Annotated in this window: 17 protein-coding genes and 1 pseudogene; 7 read left to right on the top strand and 11 right to left on the bottom strand. The window is 74.0% G+C overall.

Translation table 11 applies throughout. The annotated features are described in order from the left end of the window. From BAW75_RS14215 to BAW75_RS14205, 3 genes are all read left to right on the top strand, one after another. A partial coding sequence (locus BAW75_RS14215) for a PspC domain-containing protein (RefSeq protein WP_104113865.1) occupies positions 1–1,789 on the top strand: 1,789 nt, incomplete at its 5' end. Continuing rightward, positions 1,786–2,187 carry a hypothetical protein gene (locus BAW75_RS14210; protein ID WP_104113864.1) on the top strand — a complete coding sequence of 134 codons (402 nt, stop codon included), beginning with the start codon at positions 1,786–1,788 and terminating at the stop codon, positions 2,185–2,187. The genes BAW75_RS14215 and BAW75_RS14210, both read left to right, overlap by 4 nt. Before the next feature lie 159 nt (positions 2,188–2,346). Beyond that, positions 2,347–3,594 (top strand): phosphatidylserine decarboxylase, encoded by a 1,248-nt coding sequence (locus BAW75_RS14205; protein ID WP_043330939.1) that lies wholly within the window; start codon positions 2,347–2,349, stop codon positions 3,592–3,594. A gap of 57 nt (positions 3,595–3,651) precedes the next feature. On the opposite strand, the gene BAW75_RS14200 is transcribed toward BAW75_RS14205, so the two are convergent. From BAW75_RS14200 to BAW75_RS14190, 3 genes are all read right to left on the bottom strand, one after another. Then, complete coding sequence (locus BAW75_RS14200) at positions 3,652–4,566, bottom strand: CDP-alcohol phosphatidyltransferase family protein (RefSeq protein ID WP_043328345.1); 915 nt, start codon at positions 4,564–4,566, stop codon at positions 3,652–3,654. Positions 4,567–4,912: 346 nt separating this feature from the next. Continuing rightward, a complete protein-coding gene (locus BAW75_RS14195) occupies positions 4,913–5,824 on the bottom strand; it encodes an NUDIX hydrolase (RefSeq protein WP_104113868.1) in 912 nt (303 codons plus the stop codon). 131 nt (positions 5,825–5,955) lie between these two features. After that, a complete protein-coding gene (locus tag BAW75_RS14190; protein WP_043328344.1) occupies positions 5,956–6,903 on the bottom strand; it encodes an NUDIX domain-containing protein in 948 nt (315 codons plus the stop codon). 144 nt (positions 6,904–7,047) lie between these two features. On the opposite strand from BAW75_RS14190, the gene BAW75_RS14185 reads away from it, so the two are divergent. Then, the gene (locus BAW75_RS14185) at positions 7,048–7,359 is read left to right on the top strand and encodes a PspC domain-containing protein (RefSeq protein ID WP_069087932.1); all 312 of its coding nucleotides are present in this window, start codon (positions 7,048–7,050) and stop codon (positions 7,357–7,359) included. Between the two features lie 6 nt (positions 7,360–7,365). On the opposite strand, the gene guaA is transcribed toward BAW75_RS14185, so the two are convergent. Together guaA and BAW75_RS14175 are read right to left on the bottom strand one after the other, a co-directional pair. Continuing rightward, entirely contained in the window at positions 7,366–8,922 is a 1,557-nt protein-coding gene (gene guaA / locus BAW75_RS14180; RefSeq protein ID WP_043328342.1) for a glutamine-hydrolyzing GMP synthase, read from the bottom strand. A gap of 80 nt (positions 8,923–9,002) precedes the next feature. Next, positions 9,003–10,685: an FAD-dependent oxidoreductase gene (locus BAW75_RS14175; protein WP_104113863.1), complete on the bottom strand. Its 1,683-nt coding sequence runs from the start codon at positions 10,683–10,685 to the stop codon at positions 9,003–9,005. A 140-nt stretch (positions 10,686–10,825) separates the two neighbouring features. Here BAW75_RS14175 and BAW75_RS14170 point away from each other — a divergent pair, with 140 nt between their 5' ends. Further along, positions 10,826–11,926 (top strand): LCP family protein, encoded by a 1,101-nt coding sequence (locus BAW75_RS14170; RefSeq protein WP_104113862.1) that lies wholly within the window; start codon positions 10,826–10,828, stop codon positions 11,924–11,926. 4 nt (positions 11,927–11,930) lie between these two features. Here BAW75_RS14170 and BAW75_RS14165 read toward each other — a convergent pair whose 3' ends face one another. The 4 genes from BAW75_RS14165 to guaB all read right to left on the bottom strand — a co-directional run bounded on the left by BAW75_RS14165 (position 11,931) and on the right by guaB (position 17,682). Further along, positions 11,931–13,388: a M1 family metallopeptidase gene (locus BAW75_RS14165; protein ID WP_104113861.1), complete on the bottom strand. Its 1,458-nt coding sequence runs from the start codon at positions 13,386–13,388 to the stop codon at positions 11,931–11,933. A gap of 89 nt (positions 13,389–13,477) precedes the next feature. Beyond that, positions 13,478–14,872 (bottom strand): M1 family metallopeptidase, encoded by a 1,395-nt coding sequence (locus BAW75_RS14160; protein WP_104113860.1) that lies wholly within the window; start codon positions 14,870–14,872, stop codon positions 13,478–13,480. A gap of 98 nt (positions 14,873–14,970) precedes the next feature. Then, positions 14,971–16,089, bottom strand: a complete 1,119-nt coding sequence (locus tag BAW75_RS14155; protein WP_104113859.1) for a GuaB3 family IMP dehydrogenase-related protein — start codon at positions 16,087–16,089, stop codon at positions 14,971–14,973. Between the two features lie 30 nt (positions 16,090–16,119). Beyond that, the gene (gene guaB, locus BAW75_RS14150) at positions 16,120–17,682 is read right to left on the bottom strand and encodes an IMP dehydrogenase (RefSeq protein WP_064446576.1); all 1,563 of its coding nucleotides are present in this window, start codon (positions 17,680–17,682) and stop codon (positions 16,120–16,122) included. Positions 17,683–17,879: 197 nt separating this feature from the next. Between guaB and BAW75_RS14145 the strand changes: the two genes are divergently transcribed. Continuing rightward, positions 17,880–18,284, top strand: coding sequence for a DUF5319 domain-containing protein (locus BAW75_RS14145; RefSeq protein WP_043328334.1), 405 nt, complete (start codon positions 17,880–17,882; stop codon positions 18,282–18,284). 12 nt (positions 18,285–18,296) lie between these two features. Here the strand turns inward: BAW75_RS14145 and BAW75_RS14140 are convergent, their stop codons facing one another. Beyond that, the gene (locus BAW75_RS14140; RefSeq protein ID WP_043328333.1) at positions 18,297–19,109 is read right to left on the bottom strand and encodes a helix-turn-helix transcriptional regulator; all 813 of its coding nucleotides are present in this window, start codon (positions 19,107–19,109) and stop codon (positions 18,297–18,299) included. 252 nt (positions 19,110–19,361) lie between these two features. Between BAW75_RS14140 and BAW75_RS14135 the strand changes: the two genes are divergently transcribed. After that, positions 19,362–19,745, top strand: a complete 384-nt coding sequence (locus tag BAW75_RS14135; RefSeq protein ID WP_013288543.1) for a WhiB family transcriptional regulator — start codon at positions 19,362–19,364, stop codon at positions 19,743–19,745. 347 nt (positions 19,746–20,092) lie between these two features. Here BAW75_RS14135 and BAW75_RS33475 read toward each other — a convergent pair. Next, positions 20,093–21,157 (bottom strand): annotated as a pseudogene (locus BAW75_RS33475) (molybdopterin-dependent oxidoreductase); the annotation flags it as partial. Between the last annotated feature and the right edge of the window lie 34 nt (positions 21,158–21,191).

Below are 21,191 nucleotides of genomic sequence, written 5' to 3'. Positions count from 1 at the left end.
GTGGGGGGCGCCGCCCCCACCGGGGTCGGCGCCCCCCACCGACCACGCGACCACGCCGCCCGGCGGCGGCGCGCCGTTCACCGGCCCGCCACCCGGGGGGTACGCCCCGCCGCCCGGCGCCGCCGGCTTCACCACCCGGTACGGGCTGGTGCGCCCCCGCGAGGGCCGCTACCTGGCCGGGGTGTGCGCCGCCATCGGCCGGGCCACGAACACCGACCCGGTTCTGTGGCGCGTGCTGCTGGCCGTGCTCGGCTTCTTCGGTGGCATCGGCATCATCGTGTACGTCGCCGGCTGGCTGATCATCCCCGGCGAGGGCGACACCGCCTCCCCGGTGGAGGCCATGCTCGGCCGCGGCCGGTCCAGCATGTCCCCGATCACCGTGATCGTGCTCGGCATCGTGGTGGCGCTCGGCTTCGCCTACGTCGTCACCGACGGGTTCCGGGCCATCCTGCTGGGCGCGGTGATCCTGATCGGCGGCGCGCTGCTGCTCAACCGCGAGCAGCGCGGCCCGGGGCAGCGGCCGGCTCAGCCGGCACCGCCGCCCGGCCCCGTGCCGGGTCCGGTGCCGCCGGTGGCCTGGCCCGCGCCGCCGGCCCCCGGCACGTGGACCGCGGGGGCCGCCGGGCCGCCGTGGACCGCCGCGCCGCCGGTCGGTACCACGCCACCGGTACGCCCCGAAGCAGCGTCGTACGCCGCCCACGCCGAGCCCGGCTACCCGCCGGCCGGCCGCACCGAGCCGGGCTATCCCCCGGCGCCCGCCTCCGAGCCCGGCTACCAACCGGCGTCCCCGTCCGGCCCGGGCCACCCGGCGACGCCGGGGCGCGAGCCGGGCCTCCCGGAGGCCGGGACGAGCTACCCGACGCTCCCGGCGCCGGGCTGGCCCGCCGCGGCCGGCACCCGGCCGAGCTCGTCCGAGACGACCGCCGCGATGCCGCCGGTGAGCGGTCCGGTCGCGGACACCGCCACCTGGCCGGCCTACGGCGCGGCGCCGTCCTGGCCGGGTACGCGCAGCACCGGCGCCCCGCTGGGTGAGCCGGCCGCCGTGCCGCCCCCCGCGCCGGTGGGCGCGCCGCTGCCGCCCGGCGGCTACCGCCCGCCGTTCGCCCCGCACGGCCCGTACGCCGGGTCGCCGCCCTCGCCGCCGCCGGGCCGGCCGCCACGACCGCCGAAGCGGCCCAAGGAGCGTTCCCCGCTCGGCGCGATCACGTTCTCGCTGATCTTCCTGGCGCTGGGCGTGGTGGCCATGCTCGACCTGCTCGACGTCTTCCCGGTCGGCGCCGCCGGCTACTTCGCCGCGGTACTCGCCACCATCGGCCTCGGCCTGCTCGTGGGCACCTGGTTCGGCCGGGCCCGCTGGCTCATCGCCCTCGGCCTGGTGACCGCGGCGGCGCTCGGCATCGCCACCGTCGCCGAGTCCTACGACCGGGTGCGCGGCATCGACGGCAACGTCACCTGGGCGCCGACCGACCTGCGCGACCTGGCCGACCGGTACGAGAACAACCTCGGTGACGCCGTGCTCGACCTGCGTGGGATCAACTTCAACAAGCAGGACGTGCAGGTGACCCTCGACGTGAACCTCGGCAACGCCACAGTGGTCGTACCGCCGGACGTGGACGTGACAACCGTCGCCGAGGTGAACGCCGGTGACGCCTCGGTCTTCGGCAAGCGCAGCGGCGGGCTCGGCAACCGCCAGTGGGAGAGCACCGACACCGGCGCCGACGGCCCCGGCGGGGGCAAGCTGCGCCTCTACATCCACGTGAACGCCGGCAAGCTGGAGGTGACCCGATGAAGGCGCACCGCACCGACATCGTGTCGTTCGCTTTCGGACTCGTCTTCCTCGGCCTGTCCGTCTGGTGGCTGCTGGCCCGCATCCTCGGGCTGTCCGTACCTCCGGTCGGCTGGTTCCTGGCCGGCGGCCTGGTCCTGATCGGGTTGCTCGGGCTGATCGGCGCGCTGCGCTCAGGGCGGGCCGCGGAGCAGCCCGCGCCGCCGGAGGCGACGGTTCCCGCGCCGTACCGGGACGACAGCCCGGCCGGCGACGGCGAGACGACGTCCGACGTGGCCGACGAGTGGGCCACCGAGGCGACGACCGACGACGCGGGGCCCGCCACCCGCGAGATGCCGGCGGTGGACCCGCTGGCGGACGAGACACGCGAGGAACGGCGTACGCCGGGCGACCCGGCCTGACCGCGCCACTGCGGGGCCCTCGGAACGCGGCCTATGCTGGTCGGCGGAGATCTCGCCTCCGCCGGCCGGCCCGCGCACCCGACCACGCCGGAGCCGCCGGCCGGGTCGCCGGAGAGCCGCCGCCCGTCCGTCCGCTACCTCGTCAGGAGCCCGCCCGACATGACCCAGTCCCCCGCCGTGCGCGTCACCGGTCCCTCCGGTGCGGTCCGCATCGGCGAGCGCGCCGCCCGCACGCTCGTCAGCGAGTTCGCCCGGCGTAACGACCCGAAGGCCGGCCTGCTGGTCGGCGCGACTCCGGAGTCCGCGGTGCTGGCCGCGGCGATCGAGGCGCTGCTACCCGGCGACCGGCTCACAGTGGTGCCGGCGGAGGGCGCCGCGGCGGCCGCGCTGCGGGAGCACGTCACCGCGCAGGGCCGTTGGGTCGCCGACCGGGTACGGGTGGTCGACACCCTCGCCGAGGCGGACGCCGCCGCCGTGGTGGTCGTCGCCGAGCCGTTCACCGGCACCGCCGAGCAGGCGCGTGCCGCTGTGGACGGGCTGACGAAATACCTGGCCGACGGCGCGGTGCTGAGCGTCGCCGCGCCGCTGTTCCGCACCGAGGGCGCGGACGGCGAACTGGACCGGCAGGGCGTGCTGCACGGCGTACGCACCGACCTGGTGCTGCGCAACACCCCGCCGGTACGCGTGCACCACCTGCGGTTCACCCCGGCGCCGGTCGCGCTCGCGGCCTCGCTGTCCCCGGCGTACCGGCCGTCGAGCGTGCCGCTGACCCGGGGCATGCACATCGACTCGAACGGGGTGGCCGCCGCCGGCATCACGCTCGGCCTGGCCGCCCTGGCCCGGGCCGCCCGCCCGAAGTCGAAGCTCTGGCTGCTGCCGGCGCTGGCCGCCGCGCCGGTGGCCGCGTTCTTCCGGGACCCGGAGCGGGACGTGCCGGAGGACCCGTCGGCAGTGGTCGCCTCGGCGGACGGCCAGGTGCTCTCCGTGCAGCGCCTGCAGGACGAGCGCTTCGGCGACGGCGAGTGGCTGCGGATCGCGGTGTTCCTGTCCGTGCTGGACGTGCACGTCAACCGCGCCCCGGTGGCCGGCAAGGTGGTGGACTACTTCGTCGCCGACGGCGGGTTCGTCAACGCCATGAAGCCTGATGCCGAGCACAACGTGGCGGCGTACACGGTGCTGGACACCGACCACGGCACCGTGGTCGTGGCGCAGCGCACCGGGCTGATCGCCCGCCGGATCGTGCAGCGGGCGCCGGTCGGTTCGCTGCTGGCCCGGGGTGAGCGCTTCGGCCTGATCCGGTTCGGCTCGCGTACCGACGTCTACCTGCCGGCCGACGCGGCGGACCCGCTGGTCGGTCCGGGCGACAAGGTGGTCGGCGGCGCGACGGTGATCGCCCGCTGGCGCTGAACGCCGGACACGAAGAAGGGGCGCCGCTGCGGCGGCGCCCCTTCTGTCGTTCTCGGATCAGGCGGTACGGCGCTGGTGCAGCCAGAGCAGCGGCCCGCTGACCAGGTAGCCCACCACCACGAGGGCGAACGTGAGCCGGATGTCGACGAGCGCGCCGATCACCGGGGCCAGCCAGAGCCACGGCGGCAGCTTCAGCAGCCGGGCGAGCTTGGCGTACGGGAAGCTCGACACCATGGCGAAGGCGAGCAGCGCCACGCCGGCCACCATCACCAGGCCGGGTACCGGCACGCCGATGGCCACGGTCAGGGCCAGCACTGCCGCCGCCATGGTGGTCGGCACGCCGCAGAAGAAGCGGCCGTCCTTCGGCGAGACGTTGAACCGGGCGAGCCGGATCGCCGCGCAGGCGGCGACGAGCGCGCAGGAGACCGCGGCGGCCGCCGGGGGCACCGAACCGGCCAGCGAGGCGTAGACCACCACCGGCGCGGCGAGGCCGAAGGAGCACATGTCGGCGAGCGAGTCCATCTGCGCGCCGAACGGGCTGGCCACGCCGAGCTTGCGGGCCAGCGCGCCGTCGAGGCCGTCGAACGCGACGCACGCGATCAGGCAGATCGCGGCGATCTGCACGTCACCGCGCATAGCCAGGAAGATGGCCAGCATGCCGAGCATGAGGCTGCTCAGCGTGCACGCGTTGACGAGCGCGAACTTGACCCGGCGGGCGGCGGTGCGCTCACCCGGCAGGAGCGGGATCGACATCGCCGATGACTCGTCGTCGACCGGGGCGGCCGGGGCGAGCGCCGGGCTGACCGGGCGTACCACCTCGATGTCGGTGTCGAGCCGGCCGTAGCGGAGACGCTGGCGGTCTGCGTAACGGTGGTCGGGGGTGACCAGGTCGGTCCCCGGAACGGCCGCGCCGTCCCGGCGGCCCACCCGGACCAGCAGCACCTGGCGGGCGAACGTGCTGCTGCGGCGCAACCGGCCCGCCCAGCGACGCCCTGCGGGGCGCGGACTGTCAGTCGTACGACGCCGGCGCCATGGGGCTCTCGGCACGTTTCCTCCATCACCGGATCGGCTGGCCGCCCTCGACGGGGCGGGTGTCCGGCTGTCTCGTGCCGGACCTTTCGGGTCCGGCAGCCCTTTTGCGGAGTACACCATTGCACAGGGAACAGGGGCTTGGCGATAGCTGCCGGCGGTACTTATATCTCCCTTAACCGCACGAACCGCTCAATCATTCCCATCTCGGGCTTCAACGTCCGTTTTTGTCGGCCAACCCTTCCTTCCGACTGTACCGGAGGTCACCCAGGGCGGCTCGGCGAGCGATTCACCTCACCCGCTGCCCGGTGGCGCGGGCCGCCACATCGGTCATCGACAGGCCGCCGACCTGCTCCGGCGCGAACCAGGCCGCCCGGGCGGTGGAGCCACCGGCCAGCTCGGTCACCACCGCCTCGGTCGGCGCGTCCACGCGTACCCGGTAGATCACCCGGATGCCGTGCCAGTCCAGCGGCCGGCCCTCCGGGCCGAGCGCGGCCGGGTTGTGCAGGTTGTCCACCGCCATCAGGTCGACCACCCGGCCCAGCTGTCCGGCCTCCTCGACCAGCTCACGCAGCAGCCCGGTGGCCGGCTGCTCGCCGTGGTCGGTGCCGCCGCCGGGCAGGTGCCAGCGGCCCGCGCCCGGGTAGCCGTCGGCGATCATGGTGAGCAGCACCCGGTCGGCCGGATCGGTGACCAGCCCGTACGCGGCGAAGCGCTGCCGTCGGTCGACGGCCGGCCCGGCCGGGTCGACGGGCAGCCCGCGGGGCATGTCGGCCGGCAGCGGAGTCACCGGCAGGCCGAGCAGCTCGGCGGTGAACACCATCAGCGGGAGGCCCGCCGCCTCCTCCGGGGTGAACCAGCCCACCTCGTCGGTGCCGCCGGCGGGCTCGGGTCGCAGCCGCCCGCCGCGCGCCTCGACGTCGAAGATCAACCGGTCGGTGTGCATCGCGACGTTCTCGGCGCGGAACGCGGTCACGTCGGCGACGGCGGCCCCGGTCGCGCCGGGCGCGACGGTCAGCCCGGTCTCCTCGGCGAACTCGCGGACCACCGCGTCGGCCGGGTGTTCCGCGTGCTCGACGCCGCCGCCGGGCAACTGCCACACCCCCGGGTACGGGCACTTCGCCGAGCCACGCGCCAGCAGCACCCGCCCCTCGGAGTCCCGCAGCATCCCGTACGCCCCGACCCGCCGCTGCTGCTCCACCCGCACCACTCCCCCGCACCCGAGCGCCCCACTCCGTCGATCATGAGGTTAGCGGTACCGGGGCGGACATTTCCCGCCGTCAACTTCATGATCGCCGGAGTGGGGCGCGGGTGTGAGCGGGTCGGGTGGGTCTAGAGGAGATGGGCGGCCTGGACCGCCTCGGCGGTCACCTCGGTGAGGCGGTCGGTGGGCAGGGCGCCGAGTTCCTCGCGCCGGAACCAGCGGGCTTCGCAGGTGGAGCCGCCGACGTCGGCCACCGTGGGCGGCGCCGGCTGGTCGACCACAACCCGGTAGAAGGCGCGTACGCCGTGCCAGTCGATCGGGTAGCCCTCCGGGCCGAGCGAGGCGGCGTCCCGGTGGCTGGCCACGCCGAGCAGCTCGACCAGGCGGCCGGTCTGCCCGGTCTCCTCGACCAGCTCCCGGATCAGCGCCGCGCCCGGCTGCTCGCCGTAGTCGGTGCCGCCACCGGGCAGGTGCCAGCAACCGGCGCCCGGGTAGCCGTCGGACACCCGGGTCAGCAGCACGCGCTCCTCCGGGTCGGTCACCACCGCGTACGCGGCGAAGCGCTGCGCCCGGTGCAGCCCGTCCGGGCCGGGCACGGCGTAGAACGAGGGGAACTCGGGCACCTCCTCCGGCACGATGTCGTCGGTGGAGGTGGGCAGGCCCAGCGCACGCGCGGTGAACGACCGCAGCGGCAGCTCCCGGGCCTCGTCGAGGGTGAACCAGCGGGCCAGGTCGGTCGGGCGGTCGATCCGCTCGGTGAGCGTCCCGCCGCGTACCGAGACGGTGTAGAGGAGGCGGTCGGTGTGGATCGTGATGCGCCGCTCGGGCAGGGCCCGCATGTCGGCGAGCACGTCCTGGAGGCCGGCGACGGCGACCGAGAGCCCGGTCTCGGCCGCGGTCTCCCGGACGACTGTGTGCTTGGGGTCCTCACCGTGGTCGACCGCTCCTCCGGGGAGCGACCAGGTGCCGGGGGTGCCGGAGCGCTCCGATGCGCGGACCAGCAACACTCGGCCGTTTGAATCAGCACAAACTGCGTATGCCGCGATCCTGCGGAGCGGCTCCAGCGAGGTGGTCACGGGATCAAATTCTCCCCGGAGCGGGTTACCGGGATCGAAAAGAGTCAGATTCCTGACTCTTCGCTGGCGTCTCAGGGACGCATCAGGGTAGGGCTCCGGGCGGTCACCGAGGTCGCCCGCCGCGGCGCGCGGGACCGTGGAGACATGACCTCTCCGAACCCCTCCCACGCCCCGTACAAGCAGCTCCGCCGCCCGGTCAGCGACCGCATGATCGCCGGCGTGGCGAGCGGCCTCGGCCGCTACTTCGCCGCCGACCCCACACTGATCCGGGTGATCTTCGCGACCGCCACGGTGCTCACCGGCGGGCTCGCCGCGCTCGCGTACCCGATCATGTGGTTCCTGATGCCCGAGGAGCCGGCCGGCGCGCCCGCCTGGCCGCACCCGCCGGGCACCGCGCCCGGGTGGCCGCCGGTCCCGCCGGCCGGGCCGGACGCCGGACCGCCGCCCGCGGCCTGAGCGGCGTCACTCCCACTCGATGGTGCCCGGCGGCTTGCTCGTCACGTCCAGGACCACGCGGTTGACCTCGGCGACCTCGTTCGTGATCCGGGTGGAGATCCGGGCCACCACGTCGTAGGGCAGCCGGGACCAGTCGGCGGTCATCGCGTCCTCGCTGGAGACCGGGCGCAGCACCACCGGGTGACCGTAGGTGCGCCCGTCACCCTGCACCCCGACGCTGCGGACGTCGGCCAGCAGCACCACCGGGAACTGCCAGACGCCCCGGTCCAGGCCGGCAGTGGTCAGCTCCTGCCGGGCGATCAGGTCGGCCTTGCGGAGCACGGCGAGACGCTCCTCGTCGACCGCGCCGATGATCCGGATGGCCAGGCCCGGGCCGGGGAACGGGTGCCGCCAGATCATCGCCTCGGGCAGGCCCAGCTCCAGGCCGATCGTGCGGACCTCGTCCTTGAACAGCGTGCGCAGCGGCTCGACCAGTGAGAACTTCAGGTCCTCGGGGAGGCCGCCGACGTTGTGGTGGCTCTTGATGTTGGCGGTGCCGGTGCCGCCGCCGGACTCCACCACGTCCGGGTAGAGCGTGCCCTGCACCAGGTATTCCACGTCGCCGTGCGCCGCGATCTCCCGGGCGGCGGCCTCGAAGACCCGGATGAACTCCCGGCCGATGATCTTGCGCTTCTGCTCCGGGTCGGTCACCCCGGCCAGCGCGCCGAGGAACCGCTCCCGGGCGTCGACCACCTTCAGCTTGATGCCGGTGGCGGCGACGTAGTCCTTCTCGACCTGCTCGGCCTCACCGGCCCGCAGCAGGCCGTGGTCCACGAACACGCAGGTGAGCTGGTCGCCCACGGCACGGTGCACGAGCGCCGCGGCGACCGCCGAGTCGACGCCGCCGGAGAGGCCGCAGATGACCTCCTTGTCGCCGATCTGCTCGCGGATCCGGGCGACCTGCTCGTCGATGATGTTCGACGGCGTCCACGTCGGTTCGATGCCCGCGATGTCGTACAGGAAGCGGGTGAGCATCTCCTGGCCGTGCGCGGTGTGCCCGACCTCCGGGTGGAACTGCACGCCGGCGCGGCGGCCGGCCAGGTCCTCGAACGCGGCGACCGGGGCGCCCGCCGACTCGGCGGTGACGGTGAAGCCCTCCGGCGCCTCGGTGACGCAGTCGCCGTGGCTCATCCAGACCGGCAGGTCGGCCGGGAGGTCGCGCAGCAGCACGCCGGGCTCGGTCAGGCGCGGGCGCAGCGGGGTGCCGCCGTACTCGCGGTTGCCGGTGCGCGCGACGGTGCCACCGAGCGCCTGGGCCATGGCCTGGAAGCCGTAACAGATGCCGAAGACCGGCACGTCGGCGGTGAACACGCCGGCGTCGATCTGGGGCGCGTCCGGCGCGTACACGCTGGCCGGACCGCCGGACAGGATGATCGCGGCGGGGTTCTTCGCCAGCATCTCGGACACCGGCATGGAGTGCGGGACGATCTCCGAGTAGACCTTCGCCTCGCGGACGCGGCGCGCGATGAGCTGGGCGTACTGGGCTCCGAAGTCCACCACGAGGACGGGGCGAGGCGTGCTCATGTGCGCAAAGCCTACCGACAGTCACCGGGCGCGCGGACGCGCCCCGGCGGTGTGGCGGGGTGAACCTTGCGGTGGCGCGCTCAGCGCAGCGCCGCCGGGGCGTGCGCGCTGACGGCCGGCCGCCGCGGCGGGACCGGCGCGACCCGGGTGTACGGCGAGCCGAGCGCCGGACGCGGGTCCGCCTCGTCCTTGTTCGGCCAGTACGACATGGCCCGCTCGGCCTGCGCGGTGATCGTCAGCGACGGGTTGACGCCCAGGTTCGCCGAGACCGCCGCGCCGTCCACCACGTGCAGCCCCGGGTGCCCGTACACCCGGTGCCACGGGTCGATGACACCGTCGTCCGGGGATGCGCCGATGACCGCGCCGCCGAGGATGTGCGCGGTCACCGGGATGTTGAACGGCTCGGTGACCGCCCCGCCCGGGGTGCCGCCGATCTCCTCGGCGAGCAGCCGGGCCGCCGTGTTGCCGGCCGGAATCCAGGTCGGGTTGGGCGCGCCGTGGCCGGGGCCGGAGACCAGCCGGCCCCGGCGGTAGCGGGTGGTCAGCGAGTTGTCGACCGACTGCATGACGAGCGCGATCACGGTGCGCTCGGACCAGCGGCGTACGGACAGCATCCGCGCCGCCAGCAGGGGCTGCCGGACGATGCTGCCCAGCCAGCGCCGGGCGCGGCGGGGACCGCCGTCGACGAGCAGCGACTGGAGCAGGCCCATCGCGTTGGAGCCCTTGCCGTACCGGACCGGCTCGATGTGGGTCTGCGGGTCGGGGTGAAACGAGCTGGTGATCGCCACCCCCTCGGTGAAGTCGAGGCCGCGCTTCCGGGCCGCGCCGGGCGCCACCGAGGCGCCGAGGATGGCCTCGGAGTTGGTGCGGGTCAGCTCGCCGAGGCGGGGCGAGAGCGCCGGCAGCGCGCCGGTCGCCTTCATCTCGTGCAGCAGCCGCTGGGTGCCGAGCGCGCCGGCCGCGAAGACCACCTGGTCGGCGTGGATCACCTCGCGCCGCTTGCGCAGCCAGGCGCCGGTGCGTTCGGTGTGCACCGCGTAGCCGCCGGCCGGGTCGGGGCGGACGGCGGTCACGGTGGTCAGCGGGTGCACCTGCACGCCGAGCCGCTCGGCCAGCCAGAGGTAGTTCTTCACCAGCGTGTTCTTGGCGCCGTGCCGGCAGCCGGTCATGCACGACCCGCAGTGGCTGCACCCGGTGCGGTCCGGGCCGGCCCCGCCGAAGTACGGGTCGGCCACCCGCTCGCCCGGCCGCCCGATGTGCACGCCGACCGGCGTCGGGTGGTAGGTGTGCGCCACCCCCATCCGCTCGGCCACCGCGCGGACGGCCCGGTCCGCGCGGGTGTCGATCGGGTACGTGGTGACGCCGAGCATCCGCTTCGCCTGGTCGTAGTGGCGGGCCAGCTCGTCGCGCCAGTCGGTGATGTCGCGCCACTGCGGGTCGGCGTAGAACGCGTCGAGCGGCTCGTAGAGCGTGTTCGCGTAGACGAGCGAGCCGCCGCCCACCCCGGCGCCGGAGAGCACGAGCACGCCGCCGCCGGCCTTGCGGTCGGCCGAGCGCAGCAGCGTGATCCGCTGGAGCCCGAAGCAGCCGAGCCGGGGCGCCCAGAGGAACCGTCGCGCCCGCCAGGACGTACGCGGGAACTCGTCGTCGGCGAAGCGCCGCCCGGCCTCCAGGACGCCGACCGAGTAACCCTTCTCGGCCAGCCGCAGCGCGGTGACGCTGCCGCCGAACCCGGACCCGATGACGACCACGTCGTAGCGCATGGACGCATCATTACCGACGAGTAGCTATAGCGCCAACGAGACCTTTTCGCACATCATGCAGAGCGCTCGATCGCCGGGATTCCCACCACTGCAATCTCTGGGCCCTCCTGGCGCGTCGAATCACACGGGGAGGCACGAACGTGACGAGACGACGCCTGCTGGGCCTGGCCGCGCTGGTGGCCGCGCTGCTGGTCGCCACCGGAGCGGTGGTGACCACCCGGCTGGTGGCGAACCGTCCGGCCGCCCAGGATGCCGGCCCGAGCACCACGCCACCGGCCTCGCCGACGCCCGCCCCGACCACCGCCAGCCCGACGCCGCCGCCCGGCGCCGACCTGAAAGGCCCGCTCAACCTGCTGCTCGTCGGCGTCGACACCCGGGTCAGCATCCCCGGCTGGGAGCCGCACGCCGACGCGGTGCTGCTGCTGCACGTACCCGCCGGGCTGGACCGGGCGTACCTGTTCTCGCTCCCCCGCGACCTGGTCGTGGACATCCCCGCCTACCCGAAGGCCCGCTACCCGGGCGGCCGGACCAAGCTCACCCACGCGATGAGCTACGGCAGCCGGGTGCCGGGCGACAAGGCCAACCCCAGCACCGCCCAGGGGTACGAGCTGCTGCGCACCACCGTCACCCGCTACACCGGGCTGCGCATCGACGCCGGCGCGGTGATCACGTTCGGCGGCTTCGACAAGCTGGTGGACACGCTCGGCGGAGTGGACCTCTACGTGGACCAGCGGGTCGAGTCCCGGCACCGCCGCCCGGACGGCACCATGCGGACGCTGACCGGCGGCGGCTACACCGGGCCGCAGATGGTCTACGAGAAGGGCACCCGCCACCTGACCGGCTGGCAGGCGCTGGACTACGCGCGGCAGCGCTACACCGCGGGCGGCGACTACACCCGGCAGCGGCACCAGCAGCAACTGCTCCGGGCGCTGGCCCGCAAGATCGTCGACCAGGGCACCGCGCGCGACCCGCAGCGGGTCGAGCAGGTGGTCGCCGCGCTCGGCAAGACCCTGGTGTACGCCGGAGGCGGCCGCGACCTGGTCGACTTCGCGTACGCCCTCGGTGGCCTGCCCGCCGACCGGCTCACGCTCGTCGTGCTGCCCGGCGCCGGGGTGAGCAGCGGCGGCGCGTACCGGGGCGAGCAGCTCAAGCCGCTGGGCCGCGACTTCCTCACCGCGCTGCGCGACGGGCGGGCCGACGCCTTCCTGACCGCCCACCCGTCGCTGCGCGTCAAGAACTGAGGACCTACAGCGGCTTCGGGGCGGGCGGGCGCTCGGTGCCGTACAGCCACGGGTCGAAGACCTTCGCCAGCTTCTTGCCCGAGACCCGCTCGGCCAGCGCCACGAAGTCGGCTGTGACGGCGTTGCCGTTCTTCCGCTCCGCCGCCCAGGTACGCAGGACGGTGAAGAACGCGGTGTCGCCCACCGCCACCCGCAGCGCGTGCACAGTCATCCCGCCCCGGTCGTAGACCGAGCGGCTGAACAGGTTCTCCACCCCCGGCTTGCCCGGCGGCGTCCGCCACACCTGCGAGCCGGCGTTCGCGTACTTCTGCTCGAACGTGCGCTGCACGGTGGTCGAGCCGCTGTGCTCGGCCCACAGCCACTCGGCGTACGTGGCCAGCCCCTCGTTGAGCCAGATGTCCTGCCAGCGCTGGATCGACACGCTGTTGCCGTACCACTGGTGGGCCAGCTCGTGCGCGACCACGCCGGTGTTGTCGCCCTGCCGGAAGAAGCTGGCCGAGTAGACCGGACGGCTCTGCGTCTCCAGCGCGTACCGGATCCGGTCGTCGTCGATCACCACGCCGCCGTACGAGTCGAACGGGTACGGCCCGAAGACGCTCTCCAGGTAGTCGGCGACCTCGACGGTACGCGCGATCGACCGGTCCGGGGCGCCCTGGGGCAGCTGCGTGGTGACCGCGCTGTACACCGGCCGCCCCTTGTGCTCGCCGGTGGTGACCCGGAACTTCCCGATCGCCACGGTGGTCAGGTAGCTGGCCGCCGGCGCGCCCTCCGACCATTTCCAGGTGGTCCAGTCGCCGCTTGTCGACTTCCCCTTCGGCACGCCGTTGGAGACCGCCGTCAGTCCCTTCGGCACGGTGATCTCGAAGTCGTAGGTCGCCTTGTCCGACGGGTGGTCGTTCACCGGGAACCAGGTGCTCGCCGACTCCGGCTGACCGAGCGCGATCGCCCCGTCCGAGGTGTGCAGCCAGCCGCCCTCGCCCAGCGACTCGGTACGCAGCGGCTCCGGCCGCCCGTCGTACCGGATCTCGGCGGTGAACCCGTTGCCGGAGGTCAGCCCGGTGGCCGGGGTGACCACCAGTTCGTTGCCGGTACGGCTGTGCCGGGCGGCGGCGCCGTCCACAGTCACCGAGCGGACCGTCAGCCCGGCCAGGTCCAGGTTGAACGCGGACAGGTCGGCGGTCGCGGTGGCCCGCATCGTGGTGGTGCCGCTGAGCTTGTCCGTCTCCGGGTCGTAGCGCACCTTCACCGTGTAGTGCGCGACGTCGTAGCCACCGTTGCCGTAGCTCGGGAAGTAGGGGTCGCCCGCGCCGGCCGCGCCCGCCGCGAAGCTGCGCGTGGCCGCCGGGGCGGCAGTGGTGGGAGACGCCGGTCCCGGGTCCGGCTCGGCCGAGCCGCAGCCGGCCACCAGCAGCGTCGTGCAGGCCAGCAGCCCGAGCCGTCGTCGTCCGCCGCGCCGCGTCATCGCCTCGATCCCTCCGGGGTCCCGAACAGCGGCCCCGCCCACGGGCCGCTCCGCCCGCGGCAGCCTACCCAGCGGCGGTCACGCCCACGTCACGGCAGTCCCGGTGGCGTCGCGCCGACCAGCCAGGCGTCCAGCAGCGTCCGCAACGGCCGCCCCGACGTGCGTTCGGCGTACCCGACGAAGTCGGCGGTGGTGACGTTGCCGTTGCGGTGCTGCGCCAGCCAGCCGCGCAGCACCCGGTAGAACGTCTCGTCGCCGACCGCGCGGCGCAGCGCGTGCACCGCGAGCGCGCCCCGCTGGTAGACCGCGTCGCCGAACATCCCGGACCGGCCCGGGTCGACAGTGGGCTTCGACCAGTCGGTGTCCGCGTACCGCTCGGCGACCGTCTGCGCCACCGTCCGGCCGCCGTCGTGCTCGGCCCAGAGCCATTCGGCGTACGTGGCGAAGCCCTCGTTGAGCCAGATGTCGCTCCACCGGGCCACCGAGACGCTGTCGCCGAACCACTGGTGGGCCAGCTCGTGCGCGACCACTTCGGTGTTCGGGCGGTCGCCCCGGAAGAAGCCCGGCCCGTAGACCGGCCGGCTCTGCGTCTCCAGCGCGTACCGGATGCGCTCGTCGGCCACCACGATCCCGCCGTACGCCTCGAACGGGTACGGACCGAAGCGCTCGGCCAGGAAGTCGGCGATCTCACCGGTGCGGGCCACCGACGCGGCGGCCGGCCCGTCCGCGGGCAGCGCCTCGGCGACGGCGGTGACCAGCGGCTTGCCCGCGTGCGTCCCGGTGCTGACCCGGTAGTCGCCGATCACCAGCGTGCTCAGGTAGCTGGCCATCGGCGCGCGCTCCGACCAGCGCCAGGTGGTCCAGCCGCCGCTTGAGGTCTTGCCCTCCGGCACGCCGTTCGCGAGCGCGGCGAGCCCGTCCGGCACGGTGATCGTGAAGTCGTAGGTCGCCTTGTCCGACGGGTGGTCGTTGACCGGGTACCAGGTGCTCGCCGACTCCGGCTGGCCGAGCGCGATCGCGCCGTCCGGTGTGGCGTGGAAGCCGCCGTCGCCGAGTTCGGCGTTCGGCAGCGGTTGCGGCACCCCGCCGTACGTCACCTCGACGGTGAGCCGCTTCCCCGACGGCAGCCCGCGCGGCGGGGTGACGATCAGCTCGGCGCCGTCGTGGCGGTGCTCGGCCGCCTCCCCGTCCACCCGGACCCGCTCGACGTCCAGCCCGGCCAGGTCGAGCTGGAACCGGGACAGCGCCCGGGTGGTGGTGAGGGTCAGCGTGGCGGTGCCGGCGAGCCTGTCGCCGGCCGGGTCGTAGCGCACGTCGAGCGCGTAGTGGCCCACGTCGTAGCCGCCGTTGCCGGCCCCCGGCACGTACGGGTCACCGGCGTCCGCCGCGCCCGGCCGGAACCCGTTGTCGTCGCCGCCCGTGCATCCGCTCACCGCGAGCGCCGCCGCCACCAGCCCTGCCGCCCAGATCCGCCCCCGTCTCACCCGGCGAGCCTAGACGCGCGACGGCGCGGGCGGGGCCGGAACACGTCCGGGCCGCCGCCCGCGCCGTCATGCGGTGCTCAGCCGGTGCTCAGCGGTGCTCAGCGGTCGAGGACCAGCCCGACCTTCTGGAACTCCTTCAGGTCGCGGTAGCCGCACTTGGCCATCGCGCGGCGCAGGCCGCCGAAGAGGTTGAGCTGGCCGTCCGGCTCGTCGGCCGGGCCGAACAGCAGCTTCTCCATCGAGCCGAGCGGCTCGCCGGCCACCTCGAACGCGCCCCGGGGCAGCGACGGGTGGCTGGCCGCGGAGTGCCACCAGGCGCCACCGGCCGGGGCCTCCTCGCAGAGCGACAGCGGCTCGCCGAGCATCACCGCGTCCGCGCCGCAGCCGAGCGCCTTGGCGATGTCGCCGGAGGTCTGCATGTCGCCGTCGGCGATCAGGTGCACGTACCGGCCGCCGGTCTCGTCCAGGTAGTCGCGGCGAGCAGCGGCGGCGTCGGCGATCGCGGTGGCCATCGGCACCCGGATGCCGAGCACCGACTCGGTGGTCGACCAGTCGTCGCCGCCGATGCCCACGATCACGCCGGCCGCGCCGGTACGCATCAGGTGCAGCGCGGTCTTGTAGTCGGTGCAGCCGCCGACGATGACCGGCAGGTCGAGGTCGGCGATGAACTCCTTGAGGTTCAGCGGCTCGTCGGTGGTGGAGACGTGCTCGGCCGAGACGAGCGTGCCCTGGATGACCAGGATGTCCACGCCGGCGTCGAGGATCACCGGGGCCAGCGCGAGCGTGTGCTGCGGCGAGACCCGCACCGCCACCGTGCCGCGGCCCTCGCGCAGCTCGCGTACCCGCTCGGCGATCAGGTCGGGCCGGATCGGCTCGGCGTAGACCTCCTGGAGGCGCTTGGTCGCCCGCGCGTCCTCGCCGAGACCGGCCAGTTCCTCCAGCACCTTGGCCGGGTTCTCGTACCGGGTCCAGAGGCCCTCGACGTTGAGCACGCCGAGGCCGCCGAGCTGGCCCAGCCGGACCGCCGAGGCGGGGCTCATGGTCGCGTCCGAGGGGTGGCCGACGCAGGGGATGCCGAACTGGTACGCGTCGAGCTGCCACGCGGTGGAGACGTCGTCGACGTCCCGGGTGCGGCGGCTCGGCACGATGGCGATGTCGTCCAGGTGGTAGCCGCGCTGCGCGGTCTTGCCCAGCCCGATCTCGACCACGTCACGCATGAGGGACTCCAGGTGGTTGGGGGTGGTGGGTCAGCGGGAGTGGTAGTTGGGCGCCTCGACCGTCATCTGGATGTCGTGCGGGTGGCTCTCCTTGAGCCCGGCCGCGGTGATCCGGATGAGCTGGCCACGCCGGTGCAGCTCCGGGATGCTCTCCGCGCCCACGTACCCCATGGCGGCGCGGAGGCCGCCGATGAGCTGGTGGGCGACGGCGGACAGCGGCCCCCGGTAGGGCACCTGGCCCTCGACGCCCTCCGGGACCAGCTTGTCCTCGGCGAGCACGTCCTGCTGGAAGTAACGGTCCTTGGAGTAGGACTTGCCCTGGCCACGCGACTGCATCGCGCCGAGCGAGCCCATTCCCCGGTACGCCTTGTACTGCTTGCCGTTGATGAAGATCAGCTCGCCGGGGCTCTCCTCGCAGCCGGCCAGCAGGCTGCCGAGCATCACCGTGTCGGCGCCCGCGACGAGCGCCTTGGCGATGTCGCCCGAGTATTGGATGCCGCCGTCACCGATCACCGGCACGCCGGCCGGGCGGGCGGCCCGGGCCGCCTCCATGATCGCGGTGATCTGCGGTACGCCGACCCCGGCCACGATCCGGGTGGTGCAGATGGCGCCCGGGCCGACGCCCACCTTCACGCCGTCCGCGCCGGCCTCGACGAGCGCCTTCGCGCCCGCGTACGTGGCGATGTTGCCGCCCACGATGTCGATGCTGACGTCCCGCTTGAGCCGGGCCACCATCTCCAGCACGGCGCGCTGGTGGCCGTGCGCGGTGTCCACGATGACCACGTCCACGCCGGCGTCGACGAGGGCACGGGCCCGCTTGTAGCCGTCCTCGCCCACGCCCACCGCGGCGGCGACCCGGAGCCGGCCCGCGTCGTCCTTGGTGGCGTTCGGGTACTGCTCGCTCTTGGTGAAGTCCTTCACCGTGATCAGGCCGCGCAGTTTGCCGCCCGCGTCCACGATCGGCAGCTTCTCGATCTTGTGCTGGCGCAGCAGGCCCAGCGCGTCGTCCTTGCTCACGCCGACCGGGGCGGTGATCAGCGGGGTGCGCGTCATGATCTCGCGGACCGGCGTGGCCGGGTCGGAGACGAAGCGCATGTCGCGGTTGGTGACGATGCCGACCAGCTGGCCCTGCCCGTCGATCACCGGCACGCCGGAGATGCGGTAGCGACCGCAGAGCGCGTCGACCTCGCGCAGCGTGTCGTCCGGGCTGGCGGTCACCGGGTTGGTGATCATGCCGGACTCGGAGCGCTTCACCAGGTCGACCTGGAGCGCCTGGTCCTCCACCGACAGGTTGCGGTGCAGCACGCCGATGCCGCCCTGGCGGGCCATGGCGATCGCCATCCGCCCCTCGGTGACCGTGTCCATCGCGCTGGACAGCAGCGGCACGGTCAGCTCGATGTTGCGGGTCAGGCGGGTACGGGTGTTCACCCGGCTGGGTACGACGTCCGACTCGCCCGGCTGCAGGAGCACGTCGTCGAAGGTCAACCCGAGCGGTACCACCCGGGCCGAACCGGCCGGCAGCTCGGGCAGATGGCCACCCAGCTCCCCGCCGTCGGTGCCGGCCGGGATCTCGGTGCTGGGCGAATTCTCCACGATTGCTCCCCTGAGCTGGTCGATCGGGCTGCAGCGAGGCGGCGCGCGGGGGCACCGGCAGGCGCCTGGTGACGGCGCGTCGCCTCATCGTACCCACTGGCCCGTTCCCGTCCGGGCAGCGGCGGGCCCGGGGGTAGGCCGGGCCACAGCGCGGCCTGGGGCGGGCTTTCCGGCGGCCCGGGGACTACGGTGAGGGGGTGCACGACGAGCCCATCGACCCGTTCAACGGCGACCCCGCCGATCCGGCTGCCGGTCTGCACGATCCCGGCGACGACGACGCGCTCGACCCGCTGACCGACGTCGAACGCCAGGACGTGCTGGAGGACCTCGCCGATCTGGAGATCTACCAGGCGCTGCTCCAGCCGATCGGGGTGCGCGGCCTGGTGATCGAGTGCGAGGACTGCCGCGAGCCGCACTACTTCGACTGGGACCTGCTGCGCGGAAACCTGCGCCACCTGCTCAACTCGGGGCGCCCCCGGGTGCACGAACCGGCCTACGACCCGGACCCGGACCATTACGTGAGCTGGGACTACGCCCGCGGCTACGCCGACGGCGTGCACGACACGCTCACCGAGGGCACCGACGACTCCGCGTCGGAGTGACTCCGGCCCGGGTCAGGCGACCAGGCCGGCCCGGAAGCCGGCCGCCACGGCGTGTGCCCGGTCCCGCGCCCCGAGCTTGCGGAACAACCGTCGGGCGTGCGTCTTGACCGTGTCCTCGGAGACGAACAACTCCCGCCCGATCTCCGCGTTGCTCTTGCCCTCGGCCATGCCGAGCAGCACCTGAAGCTCCCGCTCGGTCAGCCCGATGGCGCCGCGCGGCGTCCGGGCCGGGCGCTGACCGGCGCCCGGGCGGGCCGCCTCCGCCGCGTCGGCCGCCGCCGGGTCCTCCGCGTCCTCACCCCGCTGCACCGGCACCACTGTGGGCAGGCCGGCCGCGTCCACCGGCGCCGCCGCCGGCCAGCCGGGCCCACCCGGGGTACGCCCCGCCGACCGGGCCGGACCGCCGACCGCTGCCGCGTCCCGGGCGGTGTCCGCCACCCGGTGCCTGTTGCTCCGCCCGGGAGCGGACAGCAGCAGCAGCGCCTTGGCGACCGCGCTGGTCAGATCGTGGTCCGCGTTCTGGATCAGGCCGCGCGCTCCGGCGCTGATGGTGGCCGCCGCCGACTCCGACTCCTCGGCCCCGAGCAGCAGCACCGCCGCCTGCGGCGCGCGGGCCAGCACCCGGCGCACGAAACCGGCGCTGTCCGGGCGGGTCAGCGCGGTGTCGGCGAGCACCACGTCCACCGGGCGCTCCGCGAGCCGCAACATCACCTCCGGATCGGAGACGGCCGTCCGGACGACGCCGGACAGCCCGAGCCGCGCCGCCGCGGAGGTCAGATGCTGGGCCGCCAATGGTGTCCGAACGCACACAAGAACACTACGCACAGTGGTCTCCTCTCCGACTCAGAGCAGACCATGCGGAGGTGGGCTCGGGAGGGGGTTCCGGGCAATCATCCGAACTTTTCCGACAGATGGGGCATATGCCACCGACTGTCCGAGGTTTTCGATCACAGATGTGTGAGGCGCGGACCGCTCGGGTACCGAGGGGTTCATCCGGAACCGGCATCCCGCGCGGACCGCCGCCCGGTAGCTGGCCACGAACATTCTCCGCGGTGCCGCGCGGGAGGAGGGGTGCTGATGTCGAACGTACGTAGGCTGCCTGGACCGATCGACGAGCTCTGGGACTGGCAGCGGCTCGGGGCCTGCCGTGGCCGCGACAGCGCGCAGTTCTTCCACCCGGACGGCGAGCGCGGCTCCTCCCGGCTGCGCCGCGAGATGGGCGCCAAGTCCGTCTGCCGCGCCTGCCCGGTACGCGCCGAGTGCGCCGCCCACGCGCTCTCCGTACGCGAGCCGTACGGCGTCTGGGGCGGGTTCAGCGAGTCCGAGCGGCTGCGGCTGCTCGCGCTCGGCTGGGAGGACCTGGCCGACCGCCGCCAGACCAAGGTGGACATCGCCCGGCTGGAGGCGCGCCTCGGCCGCCCGCACAACACCGCCGTGCCGGACCAGCGCAAGGTCGCCTGACCGGCTTCACGACCCCCGACGCCGCGCCCCGGATCCCGGGGCGCGGCGTCGTGTCGTGGCCCGGGGCATCCGCTGGCCCCCGCACCCCGGCGCGGCGAAGGCCGCCGCTGGGCGACTCGCCTACCGTTTCGAATACCAGGATCGGCGTTCCAGAGGCTAGGACACCACATAGATCTTGGTATGAAACGGCCCTTATAGGGGCCGTTTCATACCAAGATCTCTTTCGTGAGCGCTCGGGAGTCTGGACTCAGGCCGGAGCCAAGCGGCGCGCACCCGATCGGCAGGCACCCGCCAGTGGCACGGGCAGGCCATCTCCCCACCGAGAGCGGTCCTCGCGACGGTGCGGGTCAGGTGACTGTGACCCTTACCGTGTGCCATCCCGTCGCGCCGTCCGGGGCGACCGGGGCGCGCTGTTCCGTCTGGGTCTCGCCGGTGCTGTCGGTCGCCCGGACCTGGAGCGTGTGCTCGCCCGGTGTGGCGTCCCACCGCCAGGACCACTGAACCCAGGTGTCCGCCGACACCGCCGGGGCGAGCGTCGCCTCCTGCCAGGGGCCGCCGTCGACACGTACCTCGACGCGCCGCACGCCCCTGTGCTGCGCCCACGCCACACCGGCGACGGTCACCGGACCGGCGGCGGGACGGCTGCGGGGCCGGGGCGTGTCGATCCGGGACTGCGTCTTGATCGGGCCCTGCGCTGACCAGCCGCGCGGCACCCAGTACGCGTCGAAGTCGGCGAAGCTGGTCAGCTCCAGCTCGGTGATCCACTTGCACGCGGAGACGTACCCGTAGAGGCCCGGCACCACCATCCGCGCCGGGAAGCCGTGCTGGATCGGCAGCGGCTCGCCGTTCATGCCGACCGCGAGCAGCGCGTCCCGCCCGTCGCGCAGCACCGAGGTGGGCGTGCCGCACGTCCAGCCGTCGACGGCGCGCCCGACGACCTGGTCCGCCCCGTCCTCCGGGTCGGCCTCGTCCAGCAGGTCCCTGATCGGTACGCCGAGCCAGCGCGCGTTGCCGATCAGGTCGCCGCCCACCTCGTTGGAGACGCAGGCGAGCGTCACGTAGCGCTCGACCAGCGGGCGGCCGACCAGGTCGTCGAAGCTCAGCTCGATCGGGTTGCGGACCCGCCCGTGGATGCGCAGCCGCCAGGTGACCGGGTCCACCTGAGGCACCACCAGCGCGGTGTCGATCCGGTAGAACTCCCGGTTCGGCGTGACGTACGGCGCGAGCCGGGACAGCGACAGGTCCGCTCCGGCCGGCACCGGTGGGGCGGGCGCGACCGGGGCGGGCAGCGTCACCGCGTCCCGGGCCGCCGATACGCCGCGCCGGCCGGCCAGCCAGTGCCCGCCCAGCCCGGCCACCGCCGCCGCGCCGGTGAGCAGCCCGGCGCCACGCAGGAACCGCCGCCGCGACTCCGCGTCGTCGTGCCGGACCGGCTCCCAGCCGCCC

It is taken from the genome of Micromonospora chalcea (genome assembly GCF_002926165.1).
In the GTDB taxonomy this organism is placed as follows: domain Bacteria; phylum Actinomycetota; class Actinomycetes; order Mycobacteriales; family Micromonosporaceae; genus Micromonospora; species Micromonospora chalcea.
The sequence above is the reverse complement of the archived record's forward strand: the minus strand, read 5'-3'. Positions and strand labels throughout refer to the sequence as shown.